Below are 21,499 nucleotides of genomic sequence, written 5' to 3' on the forward strand. Positions count from 1 at the left end.
CCCGGCGCCCCCCCCCACCCCGCCCCGCAGGGCCAGTCAAACACAGGGACCCACAAAACCCCCCCCCCCCCCCCCCCCCCCCCCCCGCTTCCGGGTTTCGGGGGCGGTCCGCGGAACGGCCTACCGCAGGCCCAGCTCCCTGCGGATGACCGCGTACCACTCCTCCGTCATGCGCCGCGCGGTGGCCTCGTCGAAGACGTTCGCGTCGTACTTGAGGAAGACCTTGAACCCCTCGCCGTCCCGGTAGGACTCGGCAGCGAGGACGTACTCCCCGGCGTAGGGCAGGTCGTCGAACAGCCGCAGGTCCAACTCCCCGGGCGCGGCCGGGGCCGCGTTGGTCAGCAGGTCGGCGCCGTCGAAGTTCTGGAACAGGAAGTTGGTCAGGACCAGCGGTTCGTCGTCCGCGCCCACGGCCCGGGCGATCTCCAGCAGCGGGTAGCCGCCGTGCTCGATGCCGCCGACCACCTTGCGCTGCAGGGACTTCAGCAGCTCGGGGAAGCCGCCGACGGCCGTGCAGCGGATCGGCAGGCAGTTCGCGAACTGGCCGACGACGTCCTGGAACCGCTCCTCGTAGCGGGCGACCGCCGTCATGCCGAGGACCAGGTCGTCCTGCCCGGTCAGCCGGTGCAGGAACCGCACGTACGTCGCGAACAGCACGGTGGCGACGCTGACCCGGTGCTCGCGCGCCGCGTCGGCCAGGGCGGCGGCCAGCGGCGGCGGCAGCTTGACCGTCGCCACGTCCACCCGGGGCATCCGCTTGGGGTCGTACGGCCGGTCGTAGGGCAGCGCGAGCGCCGGTCGATGACCTGCCAGCTCCCGCAGCCAGTAGTCCCGGTGCTGCCGCGCGCGCGGGCCGGCGAGCAGCGCCTCCTCCCAGGCGACGAAGTCGCCGTAGTCGGCGCGGCTCACGCTCCCCCGGCCCTGGTAGGCCTCCTTGAGCGTGCGGATCAGGACAGCCGTGGACGTGCCGTCCAGCAGGATGTGGTGCGCGGTGATCAGCAGCAGGCGCCGCCGCCCGGCGAGGGAGACCAGGTGCGCGCGGACCAGCGGGCCCGTCGCCAGGTCGAACGGGAGGTTCACCAAGTCCCGCAGCCCGGCCAGTTGGGCGGCGCGCTTGGTGGCCGTGAGGTCGACCCGTTCGAAGGACGGCGCCCGGCCCGGGTCGATGTCCATGAACGGCACGCCGTCCCGCTCGCCGAAGACGGCGCTCAGCACCGGGTGGATGCCGCTCTGGGCACGGACCGCCCGCTCCAGGGCGGCTTCGTCCAGCTCGCCGTGGATCTCGAAGAGGAGCGGGAGGTTGTAGGCGGTCGACTCCGGCGAGCGCTGCTGGTCGCGGTACATGGTCAGCTGGCCGCACGAGAGGTTCCACCGCTCGCCCGCCGGGCCGGCCTGGGCATCCGCCGTGGCCGTCGCGGCGGCCCCTGCACCGGCGAAGTGGGCGCACAGGCCGTCGACGGTCTCGACGTCGAAGAGCAGGGTCGCGGAGACGTCGTCACCGAACTCCTCGCGCAGGGCGTTGGTGAGCTGGAGGACCAGGATCGAGTCCAGGCCGTAGTGGGTGAGCGGGGCCGCGGTGTCGATCCGCTCGGCCGGGATGCCGAGCACGGCCGCGGCCTTGTCGAGGATGAGCGCGGACAGGTCGGAGCGCGACGCCGGTGCGGCGGAGGGAGCGGGGGCGGGCACGGGGCTCGCGGCCGGCGGGGCGGGCGCGGGCTCCGGCCGGGGCGTCGGCACCACGGCAGGTACCGCAGCAGGCACGGCAACAGGCGCCGCGACAGGCGCCGCAGCCGGCACCGGCCGGGTGACGCCCTTCGGCCTGGTCCCGACCGCCTGCCGGGCCACCCCGTCGCTCTCCGCCGCGATGACCTGCTGTCCCAGCGGCAGCGCCTGCGACAGCGGGAACACCACCGTCCCGAAGCCCTCCCCCGCCAGCACGTCCCGCCAGTTCTCCGGCGACAGCGCCGGCGAGCCCGGGATCCGCAGCGACCGGTCGTCGAACAGCCACCAGCCTTCCAGCAGCCCGAAGGTGACGTGGCTGAACAGGTCGAAGGCCGACAGTTCGTTCAGCAGCAGCCACCCGCCGGCCCGCATCGCGGCCTTGGCATTGCGCAGGGTGTTGCGGGTGTCCTTGGTCGCGTGCAGCACGTTGGCCGCGATCACCAGGTCGAACCCGCCCTCGCCGACGTCCTGCCCGGCCAGCGGCCGTTCGATGTTGAGCAGTCGGCAGTCCAGGTAGGGCACGCCCGGCCCGTAGGTGGCGCGGGCGTGGTTGAGGAAGGCCTTGGAGAGGTCCGTGTAGACGTACGTCTCGATGCTCTCCTGGTACGGCTTGAGCGCGGCGAACATCCCGGCGCTGGTGCCGCCGGTGCCGGCGCCGATCTCCAGGATCCGCAGCCGCGTCCCCGGTTCACGGCGCAGCCGCTCCGACACGACGGCGACGGCGGCGCCGGCCATGGCGCGGTTGAACACGTCCGCGACGTGGTTGTTGCGGTAGCAGCCCTCCACCAGCTCCACCGAACCGCGCGGGAACATGATGTCGGTGGGCCTGGTCCGGCCGGTCACGATGTCCGGCAGCGCCCGGAGCATGGCGGAGGCCAGCCGCAGTTCGGCCTTGCGGTCGGCGTCGGCCGACCAGGACTCGCACTGCCGGTCCCACTGCGCGAGGACGGCCTCCGCGAGCACGCCCGCCGTGGACACGGCCTCCGTCGGCCCGGCCGGGACGGTGGCCCGCCGGGCGTGCTCCAGCCAGTCGGCGTACACCGGCAGGATCGCGGTGTGGTCGACGGTCGCCAGCTGGGCCGCCAGGACCTTCGCCAGCCACGGGTCCCGCTCGGTCCGGCGCCACCGCACGACCTCGTCCATCAGGCCGTCCACGCTCTCCGGCGCGAGCAACAGCTCGCCGCGCACCCGGGAGGGCGTCCGGCCGTGCACGGTGACCTGGGTGGCGCGGTCGAAGTTCGCCAGGGTGTTGTGCTGGTTGGTCTTCACGAAGGCCAGCTGCCGCTGTTCCCCGCCGAGCAGGGCGTCCAGGGCGGCGAGCCCCTCGCGCGGCTCGATCGACACCAGGCCGACCCGGCTCAGCCGCTCCCGGTAGAACTCGGAGGTGACGCTCCCGAGGTTGCCCCACCACCCCCAGTTCATGACCCTGACGGGGGTGTCCCAGTGCTGTCCGAGCGCGTGCGCGTAGGCGTCGCTGAAGGTGCAGCCGGCCGCGTAGTTGCCCTGGCCGGCCGCCGTCGTGAAGGACTGCATCGACGACAGCAGCACGGCGAAGTCCAGTTGCTCGCCGTCGAAGACCTCGGCCATCGCCGTCGTGACGTCGACCTTGGCCGCCAGCCCCGCGCGCAGGGTGGCCTCGTCCATCCGGGCGAAGGTGCTGTCCCGCAGGACGAGCGCAGCCTGCACGACCCCGTCGATCCGCGGGTGGCGCTCCCTGACCTCGCCGACGGCCCGGCGCAGCGCGGCCGGGTCCCCGGCGTCGGCGCTGAGGTAGCGGACGGTGCCGCGTCCCTGGACGGACCGGAGCCGTTCCTCGATGGCCGCGTCGGGTGCGCTGCGGCCGATCCAGGTGACGTGCGCGCCGTACTGCCGCACCACGTGCTGGGTCCAGGCGGTGCCCAGACCGCCGGCGCCGCCGATCACCACGTAGACGCCGCCCTCGCGGTAGACCGGTCGCGCGGGCGTCTCGCACGGCGCCCAGTGCCGGGCCAGCCACTGGCCGGCCCGTCGGACCCAGGCGTCCTCGGACGAGCGGGCGGGCAGGGCGGTGAGGTCGGCGGGCCAGTCGGGGCCGTCGAGGTCGACGCGCCGGACGGTCCACTGCTCGTACTCGCGCCCCAGGGAGCCGAACAGGCCGTGCAGCCCGGCGTGCGCCGGCTGGACGGGGTCGTCGGCGTGGGTGGCGAGCGCGCGGGTGGTGACCAGCGTGATCCCCAGCGGCCGGGCGTCGTACCCGGCTTCGATCAGCGCCTTGATCAGGCGGAACGCGGCGACGACGCCGTCGTTCTGCGCGGCCGTGTACCCGGCGGCGTCGACGGGGTCGAGCTTGGGCTCGGGCGCCGTCCAGACCAGGTGGTCGACCGGTCCGAGGTCGCGCAGTGCGGCGGTCACCTCCTCGACGGAGGCGGACGGCGGCAGCGGCCAGGTCAGGGCGCCGTCGAGCGGTGTCGGTCCGCCGACGACCAGGACCCGGTCGGTGCGAGCGGGTACGGGCGCGTCGGTGGCGGTGGTCGGGTCCCAGACGGGCGCGTACAGCGCGGGCTCGCTCCGGACGGTGCGGCGCGAGGTGTAGCCGGTCAGCCGCACGCAGACCGCGCCGTCGGCGTCGACCAGGTCGATGTCGAGCTTGTCGAGCGGCCCGGCCGCGCCGCCTCGCACCACGGCCCACATCGCCGACTGGCACGGGGCGTACAGGTCGAGCCGGTCCAGGGCGAACGGCACGGCGGTGTCCCGCATGCCGGTGAGGTGGGGCGCGACGGCCGCCTGGATCGCCGAGTCCAGCATCGCGGGCGCCAGCGGTCCGGGCTCCGCCGAGCCGGGCAGGGCCAGTTCGGCGAGGACGAGACCGGAGCCGACGTGCGCCTGCCGGATCGCCCGCAGGCTCGGGCCGTGGTCGATGCCCATCGCCACCAGGGCCTCGTGGATCCGCTCGCCGGACACGGTCTCCCGGCAGTCCGCGCGCAGCGCGGCGAGGTCGACCGGTGCCGGGCGCGGGGCGTCGGACGACGCGATGGCGCCCTCGCAGCACACGGTGGAGCCGGTGCCGATCTCGAACCGGTGCCCGCCCTGCTCGCTCGCGCGGACCTCGACCCGGACGTCGACCGGGGTGTCCGAGACCTCCAGCGGCTGCACCCACGTGACGTTGCGCATCCGCACCCGGGTGGCGCCCAGCGCCTTGCGGGCGAGGTCGAGGTAGGCGACCGCGGGCAGGAGGTGACGGCCCTGCACCACGTGGTCGCGCAGCAGGCCGTCCGTGCGGGTCAGCGTGACGCCGGTGCCGTCACCGCTGGTGCCGCCGTTGCCGGTGCCGCCGTTGCTGCTGCCGGCGGTCGGAGCCCAGTGGCGGTCGCGGGCGAACGGGTAGGTCGGCAGCGGGATCCGTCGGCCCTCGGCGGGCGCCAGGTCGTCGTCGGGCAGCCGGGCCGGGACCGTGCCGTCCAGCACCTGGACCAGCTCGTCGCGGTCGCGGACCACGCAGGCGAAGCGGTGGGCGAAGCGTTCCCGGCCGACGGCCAGGGTGTAGGCGAGGTCGCCGAGGTCGATCGACGCGTGGGCGCGGACGTGGAGCGCCAATCGGCGCCGCTGTTCGAGGAGTTGTTCCTCCGTCCGCGCCGAGAGGACCACCACGTGGTCCGTCCGCGGCGCGACGGCGGTGCGCGCGACGGCGTCGGCGACGGCCGGGGCCTCCTCGATCACCAGGTGCGCATTGGTGCCGCTGGCGCCGAAGGAGCTCACCACCCCGCACCGCGGCACCCCGGCGGGGCTCTCCCAGTCGTGGGTGCGGGTGCTCAGGTAGAACGGGCTTCCCACCAGCGGGATCGCCTCGTTGGCGGTCTCGAAGTGCAGCGAGGCGGGGATCTTCCGGTGCTTGATCGCCAGCAGCACCTTCAGCACGCCCGCGATGCCCGCCGCGAACTGGGTGTGGCCGATGTTGGTCTTCAGCGAGCCGACCGCGCAGTACTCCGTCCGGTCGGTGCGGGCGCGGAACGCCCGGTTCAGCGCCTGGAACTCGATCGGGTCGCCGAGCTTGGTGCCGGTGCCGTGCGCCTCGACGAGTCCGATCCGCTCCACGTCGACGCCGAACCGCTCGTACACCTCGCCGAGCAGGCTCTCCTGGGACACCGAACTCGGCGCGGTGATCCCGTTGGTGGCGCCGTCCTGGTTGACGCCGCTGGCCTTGATCACGCCGTGGATGTGGTCGCCGTCGGCCAGCGCGTCCGCGAGCCGCTTGAGCACCACGACCCCGACGCCCTCGCCGGGCACGAAGCCGTCGGCGCGGTGGTCGAAGGTGTGGCAGCGGCCGGTCGGCGACAGCATCCCGGCGCGGCCCGCGAGCCGGTACAGCCGCGGCGTGGACTGGAGGAACACCCCGCCCGCCAGCGCCATCGAGGTCTCGCCGGACCACAGGTCCTTGCAGGCCAGGTCGATCGCCACCAGCGAGCTGGAGCACGACGTGTCGACGGCGATCGCCTGGCCCTTGAGGTCGAGGAAGTACGACACCCGGCTCGGGATGACCGAGGTCATGTTGCCCCACAGGGTCTGCGCCGGCGCCTCCGGATCCAGCAGCCCCTGGTAGTCGCCGGCCCACGCCCCGACGTAGACGCCGCAGCGCGCCCGGCCCATCCGGCCCGCGTAGCCGGCGTCCTCCAGGGCCTTCCAGGACTCTTCGAGCAGCAGCCGCTGCTGCGGGTCCATCACCGCGGCCTCGGTGCCGGAGATGTTGAAGAACATCGCGTCGAACTCGTCGATGCGGTCGAGGAAGCCGCCCCGGGTGCAGGCGCTCAGGCCGTCGAGGTCGAACCGGGTCGCCTCGGTGACCAGGTCGTCGCCGTCGGCCAGGTGCGTCCAGAGTTCGTCCAGCGAGTCGGCGCCGGCGAACCGGCCGCTCATGCCGATCACCGCGATCGGTCCGCGCTCCGCGCTCCCGGTGCCGCCGTGCGGCTGCCCGGCCGCCACGGGCCGTGCGGGCCGCACGACCGGTGGCGGGGTGCTCTCCCGTTCGTCGGCGGGCTCCGTCGCTCCCTCCGTGTGGACGATGACGCCCCGGTACTCGGCGAGCAGGTGCTCGGCCAGCCGGTCGGCCGTGCTGAAGTCGAAGACCACGCTCGTCGGCAGGTCCAGCGTCAGCGCGCCGTTGAGCTGGTCCACCACGCGGATCGCCAGGATCGAGTCCAGGCCGTAGTCGGCGAACGCCAGCCCGCCCTCGACCTCCTCGACCTCCATGGCCAGCGCGCGGGCGATCTTCTCCCGCACCACGGCAGGCACGATCTCGTCCAGTCCCCTGTGCGCGACGGCGGGTTGGACGATCGGCGCCGCGATCGGTGCCGCGATCTGCGCGGGCGTCGGCACGGACTCGGGTGCGACCGCGAGCGCGGGTGCCGGCGTCTGCCGGGTCAGGTCGCCGATCCAGAACCGCTCCTTGGCGAACGGGTACGTCGGCAGCGACACCACCCGGCGTGGCGCGCCCTGGCGCAGGCGCTCCCAGTCCACCTCGGCGCCGGCCGCCCACAGCGCTGCCAGCTTGGACAGCTTGCCGGCCGCGATCCACTGCCGGACCAGCAGTTCCTGGAGGTCGCCGTCACCGGTGATCTCGGCGAGCAGTCCGCCGGATTCCCCGGCGGTGCCCCGGTGCCCCCGGCCGCCCCTCAGGGCGGCCCTCAGCTCCGCCGTCGACGAGACGGCGACCGCGTACCGCTCGGCCATCGCCTCCCGCCCGACCTGGAGCGTGAAGGCCAGGTCGGCGAGGGCGGTGTCCGGGTTGCGGTCGAGGAATCCGGCCAGCCGGTCGACGGACGCGGTGAGCTGGTCGGGAGTCCTCGCGGAGAGGACGACGACGTGTTCGGCCTGTTCGGCCTGTTGGGGTTGTCGGGCTTGTTCGGCGCCGTTGCTCGCGCCGTCGGTGGGCTGCACGGAATACTCCTCGACGATCACGTGTGCGTTCGAGCCGCCGGCACCGAAGGAGGACACCGCCGCGATCCGCGGGCCGTCGGAGTGCCACGGGCTCAGTTCGCGCTGGACCCGGAACGGGGTCCGTTCGAAGCTGATGTTCGGGTTGAGCTGTTCGGCGTGCAGGCTCGGGACGAGTTGCCGGTGCTTGAGCTGGAGCAGGACCTTCGTCAGGCCGGCCACCCCGGCCGCGGCCTCCAGGTGGCCGATGCCGGACTTCACCGAGCCGATCGCGCAGAACTGCCGCTCCGCGGTGTCCCGTTCGAAGGCCTTGGTCAGGCCCGTGATCTCGATCGGGTCGCCCAGTTCGGTGCCGGTGCCGTGCGCCTCGACGTAGCCGACCTGCCGGGCGGAGACCCCGGCCTGGTCCAGCGCCCGCCGGACGACATCGGCCTGGGCGACCGGGCTCGGCACGGTGTAGCCGGTGGAACGGCCGCCGTGGTTGACGCTGGAGCCCCGGATCACCGCGAGCACGCGGTCCCCGTCGGCCACCGCGCGGGACAGCGGCTTGAGCAGCACGCACCCGACGCCCTCACCGGGCACGAACCCGTGGCCGCCGGTGCCGAAGCTGCGGCAGTGCTGGTCGGGCGAGAGCATCCCGGAGCGGCACAGCTCGACGTAGTCCAGCGGGTGCGCGTAGAGGTTCACGCCACCGGCGATCGCCACCTCGCAGGCGCCGCGCCGGAGTTGTTCGCACGCCTCGTGGATCGCGGTCAGCGAAGCCGAGCACATGGTGTCGATCGTCAGGCTCGGCCCGCGCAGGTCGAGCAGGTAGGAGGCGCGGGCGCTCAGCGAGGCGAACGACAGGCCGGGCACCACGAGTTCGCCCGAGGGCAGCCGGCCCACCTCGTGCCGGGCGTGGCCGACCTTGGTGACGCCCGCGAACACCCCGACCCCGTGGCCGTGGCGCTCGGCGAGGCGCGCCCTCGTGTACCCGGCGTCCTCCAGCACCTCCCACGCCGCCTGCACGAACAGCCGCTCCTGCGGGTCCATGGCGTAGGCGTCGCGCGGGGCGATGCCGAAGAACCGGGGATCGAACGCGGCGAAGTCGTCCAGGAAGCCGCCCCACTTGCTGTAGCTGCGGCCGGTGGCCACCGCCGTGTTGCGATCGGGTTCGAAGAAGCCGTCCAGCGGCCAGCGGTCCACCTCGCGGACGCAGTCGCGGCCCGCCGTGAGGTTCTCCCAGAACTCGTCCAGGTCGGCGGCGCCCGGGTAGCGGCCGCTCAGCCCGATCACCGCGATCGGCTCGTCGGCGCCGGGCGCCGGCCGGTCGGGGACGGCGGTCGGCCGAGCGCTGGTGGCCCGCTGTTCGGCAGTCGCCGCCGGCTGGTCGCCCGCCACCGGCTGGTCGGCCGTGGCCGCCTGCCGGCGCGCCGGTTCCCGCCGGAGGCCGGCGAGTTGACCGGCCACGGCCCGCAGGGTCGGGTGCTCGTAGAAGATCGTCGAGGAGACCTCGGGGTAGGTCCGCACCAGCTCCCGGTTGAGCTGGATGACCATCACCGAGTCCAGGCCGATGTCGACCAGCGGGCGGTCGGGGTCGACCGCGCCCGGGGCGAGCCCGCTGACCTCGGCGAACAGGGCGAGGAGGTGGCCGAGGACGTTCGGGTCGGCGCCACGGACGGGAGCCTCCGGAACGGGAGCCGTCGGCGCGGGAGTTGTCGGCGCGGCGGCCGGGGCCGGTGTCCCGGTCGGCACCCGCGTCGGGTCGCCGTGGTGCACCCACACCTGGTCCGCCCCCGCGTTCCAGGCGTCGACCAGCGCCGTGAGCCCGGCTTCCGTGGGCATCGGCGCCAGCCCCCGGTCCTCCCACAGGTAGGCCCGGGTCCGCTCGCCGACCTGCATGCCGCCGTCCTCCCACAGCGGCCAGGCGATGGACAGGGTGCGCCCGCGGCGCAGCCCCTCGGCGACCCGCGCGTTGCGCGCGGCGGCGAACTCGTCGAGGAAGGCGTTGGCGGTCGCGTAGTCGGACTGCCCCGGGTTGCCGGTGACAGCGGCGCCCGAGGAGAAGGTCAGCACGAACTCCAGCGGGCAGTGCCCGGTGGCCCGGTCGAGGTGCACGAGGGCGTCCACCTTGGTCGCGAGGACCTCGTCCCACTGCTCGGCGGTCTTGTCCGCGAGCAGCGAGTCCCGCACCACGCCGGCGGCGTGCACGATGCCGGTGACGGCGCCCGCCTCGGCGATCAGGTGCCGCACCTCCTCCCAGCGGGAGACGTCGGCGCGCACGTACCTCGCGTCCGCGCCGGCCTGCCGCAGCTCGGCGAGCAGGCGGCCGATCCGGCCGTCCTGCGGCGAGCGGCCGGCCAGTACGACGGTCGGCCGCCGGACGTCGGCGGCGATGCGCCGGGCCGTCGAGGCGCCGATCCCGCCGGCCCCGCCGGTGATCAGGTAGACGCCGCCGTCCCGCCAGGGCTTGCCGGAGGCCGTTCCCGCACCCGGGCCCGGGAGTTCGGCCGGGGCCCAGCTGCGCGTGTGCCGGACACCGTCGCGGTAGAGCACCAGGTCGTCGGCGGCACGGGCGTTCTCCGCGACGGCGGCGGCCAGGTCGGTGCCGTGGACACCGTCGATGCCGATGACCTGGCCGACGATCCGCGGGTTCTCCTTGGTGACGGTCCGCAGCAGGCCCGCGAGAGCGAGGTCCGCCGTGACGACCTGGACGAGCGTGGTGCCGTCCCGGGCGTCGAGGCCGCGGACGGTTTCCAGCAGTTGCCACGACAGGTCGCGGAACCGGCTCTCCGGCCGCTGCTTGACCGTGTCGAGGCGGATCGCCTCGGGTACCTCCCCGTCGACCCCGCACAGCACGACGACGCGCCGGTCGTACCGGCCGGTCGCGGCGGCGGGCGTCGGCGTCCAGCGGGCGGTCAGCAGGGTCGTGCCGCTCTCCTGCCGGGTGCCGGGGGCCCAGAAGCGGTCCCGGGCGAACGGGTATCCGGGCAGGTGCGCGCGCCGGGGCGTGCCGTCGCCGAGCAGCGAACGCCAGTCGACGGCGCCCCCGCCGACCCACCGCCCGATCGGCTCCGGCTCGGCTCCGCGCTCGCCGGTGGCGACGAACGCCCGCAGCCCGTCGACGAGTTCGGAACGGGACGAGACGACCCAGCCGACCCGTTCCGCCATCTCCTCGCGGCCGACCTGGAGGCTCCACGCGATGGATTGCAGCGACACCTGCTCCGACTCCGGGGACTCCAGGTAGGCGAGCAGGCCCCGGGCCCGGTCGGTCAGCTGCCGGGCGGTGCGGGCCGACAGCGGCACCGCGACCGGCCCGCCGTCGCCCTCCCCGTCCCGGTCGCCGCGTACGTACTCCTCGACGACCACATGGGCGTTGACGCCGCCGAACCCGAAGCTGCTCACCCCGGCACGCCGCGGCGCGGGGCCGCCGGCACCGCTGCGGGGGCGCGGCCAGGCCTCGTTGTCCCGCACGATGTGGAACGGGCCGCCGGCCAGTTCGATGTACGGGTTGACCTCCTGGAGGTGCTGAGTCGCGGGCAGCACGCCGTGCTTGAGCGCGAGCAGCACCTTCAGCAGCCCGGCGATGCCCGCGGCCGACTCCAGGTGGCCGATGTTGGTCTTGACCGAGCCGAGGCCGCACGCCCCGTCGTCGCTGCGGCCCAGCCGGCGGAACGCGGTGCGCAGCGCCCGGACCTCCACCGGATCGCCGAGGGCCGTGCCGGTGCCGTGGGTCTCGATGTAGCCGATGGTGTCCGGGTCGAGGTCGCCGACGGCGGCCGTCACCAGCTCGGCCTGGGCGTCGGCGTTCGGCGCGGTCAGCGAGTTGGCCCGGCCGCCGTGGTTGTACGCGCTGCCCCGGATCACCCCGAGGATCGCGTCACCGTCGCGCTCCGCCGCCGCCAGCGACTTGAGCACCACCACCCCGACGCCCTCGCCCCGGACGTAGCCGTTCGCGCCCGCGTCGAAGGTCTTGCAGAGGCCGTCCGGGCTGAGCATGCCCGCGCGGTGCGCGCTGACGAAGGTGTCCGTGCTGAGCAGCACGTTGACCCCGCCCGCGACGGCCAGGTCGCAGGTGCCGGAGCGGATCGCCTCGATCGCGCGGTGCACCGCCACCAGCGAGCTGGAGCAGGCCGTGTCGATCGGCTCGCTCGGGCCGCGCACGTCGAGCAGGTAGGAGATGCGGTTGGCCAGGATCGAGTGCGTGGTGCCGGTCGAGGTGAAGGCGTCCGGTCGCACGCCGAGCGTGGCGAGCAGCGTCGCGTAGTCGTTGCCGGTGACGCCGATGAACACGCCCGTGTTGGTCGGCAGGTCGGCGGGTCGGTACGCGCTGTCCTCCAGCGCCTGCCAGACCGTCTCCAGGACGAGGCGGTGCTGCGGGTCCATCAGTTCGGCCTCGCGCGGCAGGATGCGGAAGAAGCTGGCGTCGAAGGCGTCGATGTCGTCCAGGGCTCCGATCCGTTGGGGGAAGTCCTGGGCCTCGATGGCTTTGCGCTGCTCCTCGTCGTAGCGGTGCAGCGGGAACGCGGTGACGGAGTCCTTGCCCGCCAGCAGGTTCGCCCAGTACTCGTCCAGGTCGCGGGCGCCCGGGAAGCGCCCGGCCGCGCCGATGACGGCGACCGGCCGGCGCGGGTCGGGCCCGGTGCGAACCGGCTCCGACTCCGGCTGGGGCTGGGACTGGGGTTGGGGCTGGGGCTGGGGTTGGGGCTGGGGTTCGACCTTGATCTTGACCCCGGCCTCGGCCTTCACCTCGGCCTTCACCTCGGCCTTCACCTCGGCCTTCGCCGTGGCACCGTGCTCGTCGACCAGGTGGGCGCCCAGCGCCTCCAGGGTGCTGACGTCGAAGAACACCGCCGGGCTGACCACGACCCCGAACCGCTCGTGGATCTCCTTCGCGAAGGTCACCAGCGAGATGGAGTCGAAGCCGAACGCGTCCAGTCCGGTACCCGGGTCGAGCTCCTCCGGCTCGAACTTGAGGATCTCGGCGGCGATGGAGCGCAGGACGTCCACGACACCCGACACCGCCGACACCACTGGTACATCCTGCTCAGCCGGTACGACCGGCTCCCGCTCTCGCACCGGGCGGGCCTGCGGCGCCGGACGGTCGCCCGGCGCCACCCCTCCGGTACCGCGCCGCACCCCGGCCAGTTCCCCGACGACCTCGCCCGTGCCCCCGACCAGCAGGATCCGGTCGTCGCCGAGGACCACGTGCGTGACCGGCGAACCGGCCCGCACCCGGATCTCCCCGACCTGGTTGAGCGCGACCAGGGTCCAGTCCGGCGCCCCGGCGCGCTTGGCCTCCCACTGCACGCCCTGGGCGATCGCCGCGAGCACGAACGGCTCGACGGTGACGTTGCGCCGGACGTGGTCCTGCTGGAACGCGGGACTGCCGATGGTCAGCACCGTCCGGCCGTCCGGCGCGCGGAACACGCCCTCGACCGCGCACGAGGCCGGCTTGTAGTCCAGCCCGCCCTCGGCCAGTTCGGCCAGGAACTGCTCCCGGGTGAGGACCTCCCGCAGTCCGGCCGGCTCGACCCGGCCGGACGGCGCCGTGGCCGCCCCCCGCACGGTGAACTCGACCGCCGCCGTCCCGTCCCCGGTCCGGACGGTGCCGTGGCCGTCGGCGAACTCCGTGACGAGCCGCGTGGTCGTGGACCAGTCGACCGGCCGCAGCACGCGCAGGTCGTGGACCGACGCCTCGGCGGCGAACCCGCTGACCTTCGCGGCGGCCAGCGCGAGGTCCACCACGAAGGTGGGCACGATGGTCGGCGCCTTGGCCAGCCGGTAGCCGTAGTCGAGCAGGTCGGTGAGGTGGACGTCCAGGGCGTAGCGCAGGCCCCGGACGTCGGATTCGTTGCGCCCCAGGAAGGGGTGCAGCCGCTCGCGCAGCGCCAGCGGGGCCAGCACGGACGGTGCGCCGTCGGTCTGCTCGATCCAGCAGCGCACCTTCTCGAACGGGTAGGCGGGCAGCGACACCCGGCGTGCCGTCGGCAGTTGGTCCCAGTCGACGCTCTTGCCGCCGGCCCAGGTGGCGGCGAGTTCGTGCGCGGGCAGCTCCCGCCGCCCGGCCAGGTAGCCGTCGACGGCCGCCAGCGCGGACCGCCGGTCCCCCGCCACGAACGCCCAGCGGTGCGGCAGTTCGTTCTTTCCGACCCGCAGGGTGTACGCGATGTCGGGGAGGTCGGCCTCCCGCGCCCCGGCGAGGTGGTCGCGGAAGACGGCCAGGTAGCGCCCGAGCGCGGCCTCGTTCATCGCCGAGAACACGAACAGCTGCTCACCGAAGGGCTCTTGGCGCACCGGCCGTTCGGGGTACTCCTCAAGGATGATGTGCGAGTTCATGCCGCCGGCGCCGATCGAGGTGATGCCGGCCCGCCGGGGGTGGGTGACCTGGCGGCCGTCCACCTCGGTGACCATCGGCTGCCAGTCGGCGAGCTTCTGCTGCACCTGGAACGGGGTGTCGGCGAAGTCGATGTCCGGGTTGAGCTCCGTGCTGTGCAGGGACGGCGCCAGCTTGCCGTGCCTCAGTTGGAGCAGCACCTTCGCCAGGCCGATCATGCCGGCCGCCGCGAGCAGGTGCCCCATGTTGGCCTTGACGGACCCGAGGGCGCAGAACTGGCGGTCCGCGGTGTACTTGCGGAACGCCGACGTCAGGGCGCGGACCTCGATCGGGTCGCCCAGCGCGGTGCCCGAGCCGTGCCCCTCGACGTAGCCGATCGTCCTCGGGTCGACGCCGGCGTCCTCGATCGCCTTCTGGATCGCGTGCGCCTGCATGCCCGGGTTCGGCACGGTGAAGCCGTTGCGCGTCCCGGCGTTGGACAGGGCGGTGCCCTTGATCACGGCGTACACGTGGTCGCCGTCGCGCTCGGCGTCGACCAGCGGCTTGAGCACGACCGCGCCGACGCCCTCGCCGAGGATGGTGCCGTCCACGCCGTGGCCGAAGCTGCGGATCACGTCGGAGGTGCCGGTGGTGAAGTGCTCCTCCGAGGAGGTGATCAGGTTGTACGGGTGCAGCATCAGGTTGACGCCGCCCGCGACGACCATCCGGCACTCACCGGCCCGCAGCATCTGCACGGCCTGGTGCACGCACGTCGACGAGGCGGAGCACATGGTGTCCAGGAAGATCGACGGCCCGGTCAGGCCGTAGAAGTAGGACAGCATGTTGGGCAGCGTCCCGGTGTAGCTGCCGCTCTGCGGCGCGCCCCTGGTCAGGCTGTTCTGGAAGCCGTACAGGTTGTAGTGGTTGCTCATGGTCCCCACGAGCACGCCGACGTCGCCCTGGTAGCGGCGGTGGATGGTCTGCCGCGAGTAGCCGGCGTCCTCCAGTGCCTCCACGCCCGACTGGAGGAACAGCCGCACCTCCGGGGACATCTGCTCGGCCTCGCGCTTGGAGATGCGGAAGTAGCGGGGGTCGAACTTGTCGAGGTCGCGGAGGAAGGTCCCGGTCCGGATCACGCTCTTGCCGCGGACGGACCGGTCGCTGTCGTGGATGGCCTCGTGGCCCCAGCGGTCGGCGGGGACCTCCTCGAAGGTGTGCCGGCCGTTCTCCAGCAGCTCCCACAGCTCGTCCATCGTGTCGGCGCCGGGGTAGCGCCCGGACACTCCGATGATCGCGATGTCGTGCCGGTCGTCGCGCGCGGGTTCGCGGACCACGGTGACGGCGGACGCGGCCGGGGCCTCGAACCGGGCGGCCGGGGCCTCGGGCTGGACCGCGGGGGCCTCGGGCTGGACCGCGGGGGCCTCGGTCTGAACGACCGGGGCTGCCAAGGCTTCCGGGGTCTCCGCGGTTTCCGGGCTTTCCGGGGTTCCGGCCGGACCGGTCGCCCCCAGCACCGCCTCCAGCTGCGCCCGCCTGGTCTCCACGAAGTGCGCGGCCACCTCGGCGATGTTCAGGTACTCGAAGAAGATCGTCTTGGACAGCGGCCCGAACACCTTCTCCAGCTGGGCGGTCACCCCGAGGATGCTCAGCGAGTCGATGCCGTACTCGATGAGGTTGGTGGTCGACTCGATGTGCTCCGGGTCGTGCCGCAGGACCTCGGCGACGACCCCCCTGAGCAGTTCCTCGGTGCGCTGCAGCAGGTCGCCCTCGCCCGCGCCGCCTGACGGAGCAGCGGTGGCGGACGAGGCGGTGGCCGGGGCCGCGGGGGCCGGGGCCGCCCGGCGTTGCGCGGCCAGGGTGGCCTTGGCGCCGTAGGCGACGACGAGGTGCGCGGGGGCGTCGGCGAGCAGGGCCCGGCCGAAGGCGCGCAGCCCGTCCTCGGTGGGCAGGTCCTCCCAGCCGCGCTCGCGGCGCAGGGAGTCACGGGTGACCTCGTCCAGCGTCATGCCGCCGTCGGCCCACAGCGGCCAGCTGATCGCGACGGTCCGGCCGCTGCGCTCGCCCGCGTCGACCAGCGTCCGGCGGTGCCGGGCGAAGGCGTCGAGGAAGGCGTTGGCCGCCGAGTAGTCGGACTGCCCCGGGCTGCCATAGACGCCGGCGACCGAGGAGAAGAGCGCGAAGAACTCCAGGTCGAGGTGGCGGGTCGCGGCGTCGAGGTTGAGCGTGCCGCGGACCTTCGGCGCCGTCACCAGGCGGACGTCGGCCAGGTCCTTGCGCAGCAGGTACTGGTCGCGCAGCAGGCCGGCCGCGTGCACGACGCCGTCGAGCGACCCGTGCTCGCGCACGATCGTGTCGACCGCGGCGCGCACGCCTGCGGCGTCGGCGACGTCGACCGGCAGGTAGTGCGCGTCGACCCCTTCGGCGCGCAGGGCGTCCACCGAGCCCGCCGGGGAGCGTCCGCTCAGGACGACCGTCGCCCCCGCGCGGCCCAGGTAGCGGGCGAGGTGGCGGCCGATGCCGCCCAGGCCGCCGGTGACCCAGTAGACGCCGCCGGCCCGCAGCGCGGGCACCTGCGGTCCGGCGTCCAGTCGCGTCTCGACGGGCTCCAGCACCTGCCGGGTGCCGTCGGCGGTGTAGCGGACCTCGGTGTCGGCGGAGTCGTCGGCGCACTCCTCCCGCACGATCCGCGCGAGCTGCTCGGCGGAGGCCGCGTCCAGGCCGGCGACCCGGACGACCCGGCCCGAGACGAGCGGGTTCTCCAGGGCGACGGTGCGGAACAGGCCCGCCAGCGGTGCGTGGAAGTGGGCCGGTACCCGGGCGTCGATCAGGGCCACGAAGCGGTGCCCGGTCCGGGGAGAGGACGCGAGCACCTGCTGGACCTCGGCGAACACCTGCTCGGTCGCGGCGTCGACGCCGTCGGCCGGGCTCGCCCGGGTGATCTCCGGCAGGGTCAGGAGGTGCGCGGTGCGGGTGGCGCCGCCGTCCGCGTCCAGCGGCCGGTCGGTCCACCGGGTGGTCGCCGTGACGACGCGCGGGCCCGCGTCGGTGGTGCGCTGGGCGAGCCCCCGCAGGCTGGCGCTGATCACGCCGTCGCCGTCGCACAGGTCGATGTCGAAGGTGGTGAGCGTCCCGGAGCCGGCGCTGCGTCGCACCCAGGCCCAGGTCTCGGCGGGGCAGGGCCGGTACACCTGGAGCTCGTCGAGGGTGAAGGGCAGCGTCGGGCCGGCGGCGGCGCCCGTCAGGACCACGGAGGTCTGGAAGGCGGCGTCCAGGACGCTCGGCGGCAGCACGCAGCCGTCGGCGCCGGTGGTCCGGATGCGGGCGATCGCCTCGTCGCGGCCCAGCCGGAGCCCGCGCAGCGCGCGCATGGCCGGGCCGTACTCCAGGCCCTGGGCGCGGAAGGCGGCGTAGACCTCGTCGGTGCCGCGGGTGGTGCGGCAGGCGGCGCGCAGGGCGTCCAGGTCCAGCGGTGACGGGTCCGGCAGGGTGACCAGTTCGGCGGTGCCGGTGCTGTGGACCGTCTCACCCTGCCGGAACTCGAACGCGATCGCGTCCTCGCGCGGCGTCAGCGCGAGGTCGACGTCGACCGGTTCGCCGACGACGATCGGCCGCAGCCACGCGAGGTCGCGCAGCCGGACGGCCCCCTCCCGGGCCGCCGCGCGCTCCACGGCGGCGCGCGCCATCTCCAGGTACGCGACCGCGGGCAGCACCCGCCGGCCGCGGACCAGGTGCGAGGCCAGGAAGGGCTCGGCCCCGGTGAACGTGGAGGTGTAGCGCTGCTGCGCCAGGTCGGAGGTGTTGCGGTGGACGAGCGGGTGCAGCAGCGCGGCGCCCGGCGCCTCGGCCGGCGGCGTGACGTACCAGTGCCGGTCCCGGGCGAACGGGTAGGTCGGCAGCCGGACGCGACGCGCCCCGGGATACCCGGGCCAGTCGGCGCCGCCCCCGCTCGCCCAGTCCTGCGCCGCCGCGACCAGTTCGGCCCCGGCCCCGGCGGGGTTGCGCACCTCGCCGTCCGCGACGGACTCCAGCGCGGCCACGAGCTGCTCCCGGTCCGAGACCAGGAACACGGCCCGGACCCGCATCGCTTCGCGGCCGACCTGGAGCGTGTGGGCGATGTCGGCCAGCGCCTGGCGCGGCCGCAGCGCGGTCTCCGGTGCCAGCAGGTGGTCCCGCAGGCCGCCCGCGAGCACCCGCAGCCGCTCCAGGTTCTTCGCCGACAGCGGGACGACGTACGGCCCCGCGGGCTCGGCGGCGCGGTCGGCCGGCCCGCCGAGGTGCTCCTCCAGCAGCACGTGGGCGTTGGTCCCGCCGAACCCGAACGAGCTGACGCCGGCCCGGCGCGGCACTCCGTCGCCGCCCGGCCACGGCCGGGTGTCGCCGACGATGTAGAACGGGCTGCCGTCCAGGTCGATCAGCTGGTTCCTGGTCCGGAAGTTGACCGTCGCCGGGAGGGTCCCGGCGGCCATCGCGCCGATCACCTTGACCACGCCGGCCACGCCCGCGGCCGATTCCAGGTGGCCGATGTTGGTCTTGATGGAGCCGATGCCGGTGCTGTCCGGCCGCGGTGACGTCCCGTGGGCGTCGTGCAGGCTCTGGAAGGCGCGTTTGAGGCCGACGATCTCGATCGGGTCGCCGACCGGCGTGCCGGGCCCGTGGGCCTCGATGTAACTCACCGTCTCGGGCGTCACACCGGCGCGGGTGTAGACGTCCTCGATCAGCGCGGCCTGGGCGGCCGGGTTGGTGACGGTCAGCGAGTTGGTCTTGCCGCCGTGGTTGGTGCCGACGCCCTTGATCACCGCGTGCACGGGGTCGCCGTCCGCCAGCGCCCTGGCCAGCGGCTTGAGCAGCAGGACGGCGCCGCCCTCGCCCCGGACGAAGCCGTCCGCGTCCTGGTCGAAGGCATGCGAGCGGCCGGTGGGCGAGAGCATGCTCGCCTTGCTGAACGCCACGAACAGCTTCGGCGACCAGCACAGGTTCACGCCGCCGGCCAGCGCCAGGTCGCAGTCGCCGTTGTGCAGGGCGGCGACGGCCTCGTAGAGCGAGACCAGGGAACTGGAGCAGGCGGTGTCGTTGGCGATGCTGGGGCCGTGGAAGTCGAAGTAGTAGGACAGCCGGTTGGCGACGATCGAGTAGGCCGTGCCGGTCGGGAAGTAGGCGTCGGTCGGCACGTCGTCGCGTTCGATCAGCTCGGCGTAGTCGCCGTGGCACAGGCCCATGAAGACGCCCGTGCGGCTGCCCGCGAGTTCGCCCGCCCGGTAGCCCGCGTCCTCGATGGCCTTCCAGGCCAGCTCCAGCGCGAACCGCTGCTGCGGGTCCATCGTCTCCGCCTCGCGCGGGGAGATGTTGAAGAAGGCGGCGTCGAAGCGGTCGGCGTCCTCGACGAACCCGGCCCAGACGCTGTACGTCTTCTCCTCGCCGCCGCGCGGATCGCCGAAGTAGCGTTCCTTGGACCATCGTTCGGCGGGCACCTCGGTGATCAGCGAGCGTCCGGCCGCGAGGTGGTCGAACAGCTCGACGAGGGTGTCGGAGCCGGGGAACCGCAGGGCCAGCCCGATGATCGCGATGTCGTCGGTACTCATCGGCTCTCCCCCACTCGCTGCACGGCACGGCGGTTGTCCACGGTCACCCGCAGGTTCAGCGCGGCGCTCGACGCTCCGGCCGGCGCCGTACCGCCGCCCCGCACGAACTGCTGGTGGAGCACGGCGGTCGTCAGCAGGTAGAGGAAGGTCTGGTCCTCCTTGGTGCTGACCTCCTCCACCGGCGAGGTCATGACCTTGTCGACCAGGCGCCGGGCGAACTTCGCGTCCAGGCAGCCGATCCCGGCCAACTCGTGGTCGGACAGCAGCAGTTCCAGGTAGTCCGGGCGGCTTTCCTTGAAGGCGGCGCTGCCCGGCGCGCGGTAGGGCTGCTTGGGGCGGCTGGTGGTCCACTCCGGGAGCTCGGCGCGGAACGCCTTCTTCAGGATGGCCTTCTCGACCTGGCCGTCGTCGTAGCGCAGGTTCACCGACGCGGCCGCGCGCACCACCGCGGGGTCGAGGAACGGGCAGCGGTTCTCCACGCTGTGCGCCAGCGCGGCCCGCTCCCCCTGCGTGGACAGCAGGAATCCGGGCAGCAGCGTCTTGTACTCCAACCACTGCGCCTTGTGCATCGCGGTCATGTCCGCGTAGCCGGGAGTCCCGGCGACGAGGTCGAGCAGGTCGGCGAACGGGTCGATCCGGTCGGCGAGCAGCCGGGCCGCGAACCTCCCGTTCTGGTACCGCATCTCGTGGGAGAACAGGCCCGGCAGCCGTTCCACCGAGAACTGCTGGTACAGGCCGAGCAGATGGGCCTGGTGGGCGGAGCCGAAGTGCTCCAGCTCCGGGTGCAGGCCGGCCAGCCGGGTGCGGCGCTCGCCGTCGGTCAGCTCGTTCCACCGCGCGCGCAGCAGGGTCTCGCGGAACAGCGAGTAGCCGAGGAAGGCCTCGTCGGCGCCCTCGCCGCTGAGGATGGTCTTGATCCCGGCGTCGCGGACGTGCCGGGACAGCAGGAACATCGGCACGAACGAGGTGCGGAAGGTCGGAACCTCCGCGTGGTACACGGCGGCCGGGAAGTGGTCGGTGATGTCCTCGCTGGTGATCGGGACGGCGGTGTGCAGGGTGCCCAGGTGCTCGGCGACCAGGCGCTGGCTGTCGGACTCGTCGAAGGACTTGTCCTGGAACGCCACCGAGAAGGTGCGGACCTCGTACGGGGAGAGCTGGGTGGCCAGCCTCGTCACGATCGAGGAGTCCAGGCCGCCGCTCAGGTAGACGCCGACCTCGACGTCGGAGCGCAGCCGCAGCTCCACGCTGGTGCGCAGGGTCTGCCGGAGCATGTCGATCGCCTCGGCCTCGGTGCCGTCGAAGCCGGGCACGTCGAAGTCGAGGTCCTCGTAGGGGCGCAGCGAGCGGCGGCCCGCGCTGATGGTCAACACGGAGCCCATCGGCAGCTGGCGCACGCCCCGGAACGGCGTGCGGTCGGGCAGCGGCGTCCACGCGGCGTAGGTGGTGGCCAGCTCCCTCGGGTCGAACTCGAAGCGGAAGCCGGGGAAGGCGCGGAACGCCTTCATCTCGGACGCGAACAGGAAGTCCCCGCCCGCGTCGGCGTAGAACAGCGGGCGCTTGCCGTAGCGGTCGCGGGCCAGCACCAGGTCACCGGTCGCCGCGTCCCTGATGGCGACGGCGAACGCGCCGTTGAACCGGGTGAAGCAGTCCGACCCCCACTGGATCCAGGCCTGGAGCACGACCTCGGTGTCGGAGTGGTCGGTGCGGAACGGGCGGCCGAGGCGCTCCAGTTCCGCGCGGAGTTCGATGTGGTTGTAGATCTCGCCGTTGAAGCAGATCCAGTAGCGCCCGGAGGGGTCGGACATGGGTTGCGAGCCACCGGCGAGGTCGACGATGGCCAGCCGCACCGCCCCCATGGCCATGCCGTCGTCGAGGTAGTAGCCCGCCTCGTCCGGCCCGCGGTGGTGGATGTTCGACAGCATCGAGGTGATGACCTCGGCGGTGGCACCGGGGTGCAGCGAGGTCGAGAGGAAACCAGCCAGCCCGCACATGATCC

The 21,499-nt window shown here is 73.6% G+C and carries 2 protein-coding genes; both read right to left on the minus strand.

Annotated elements, in window-relative coordinates; translation table 11 throughout:
* Positions 1-120: 120 nt before the first annotated feature.
* The gene (locus AC07AL_RS06620; protein ID WP_478317071.1) at positions 121-19,503 is read right to left on the minus strand and encodes an SDR family NAD(P)-dependent oxidoreductase; all 19,383 of its coding nucleotides are present in this window, start codon (positions 19,501-19,503) and stop codon (positions 121-123) included.
* Complete coding sequence (asnB, locus tag AC07AL_RS06625; protein ID WP_363588720.1) at positions 19,500-21,494, minus strand: asparagine synthase (glutamine-hydrolyzing); 1,995 nt, start codon at positions 21,492-21,494, stop codon at positions 19,500-19,502. Before asnB ends, AC07AL_RS06620 begins: the two co-directional genes overlap by 4 nt.
* Positions 21,495-21,499: the final 5 nt, after the last annotated feature.

Source organism: Kitasatospora sp. NPDC043949, from assembly GCF_056435365.1.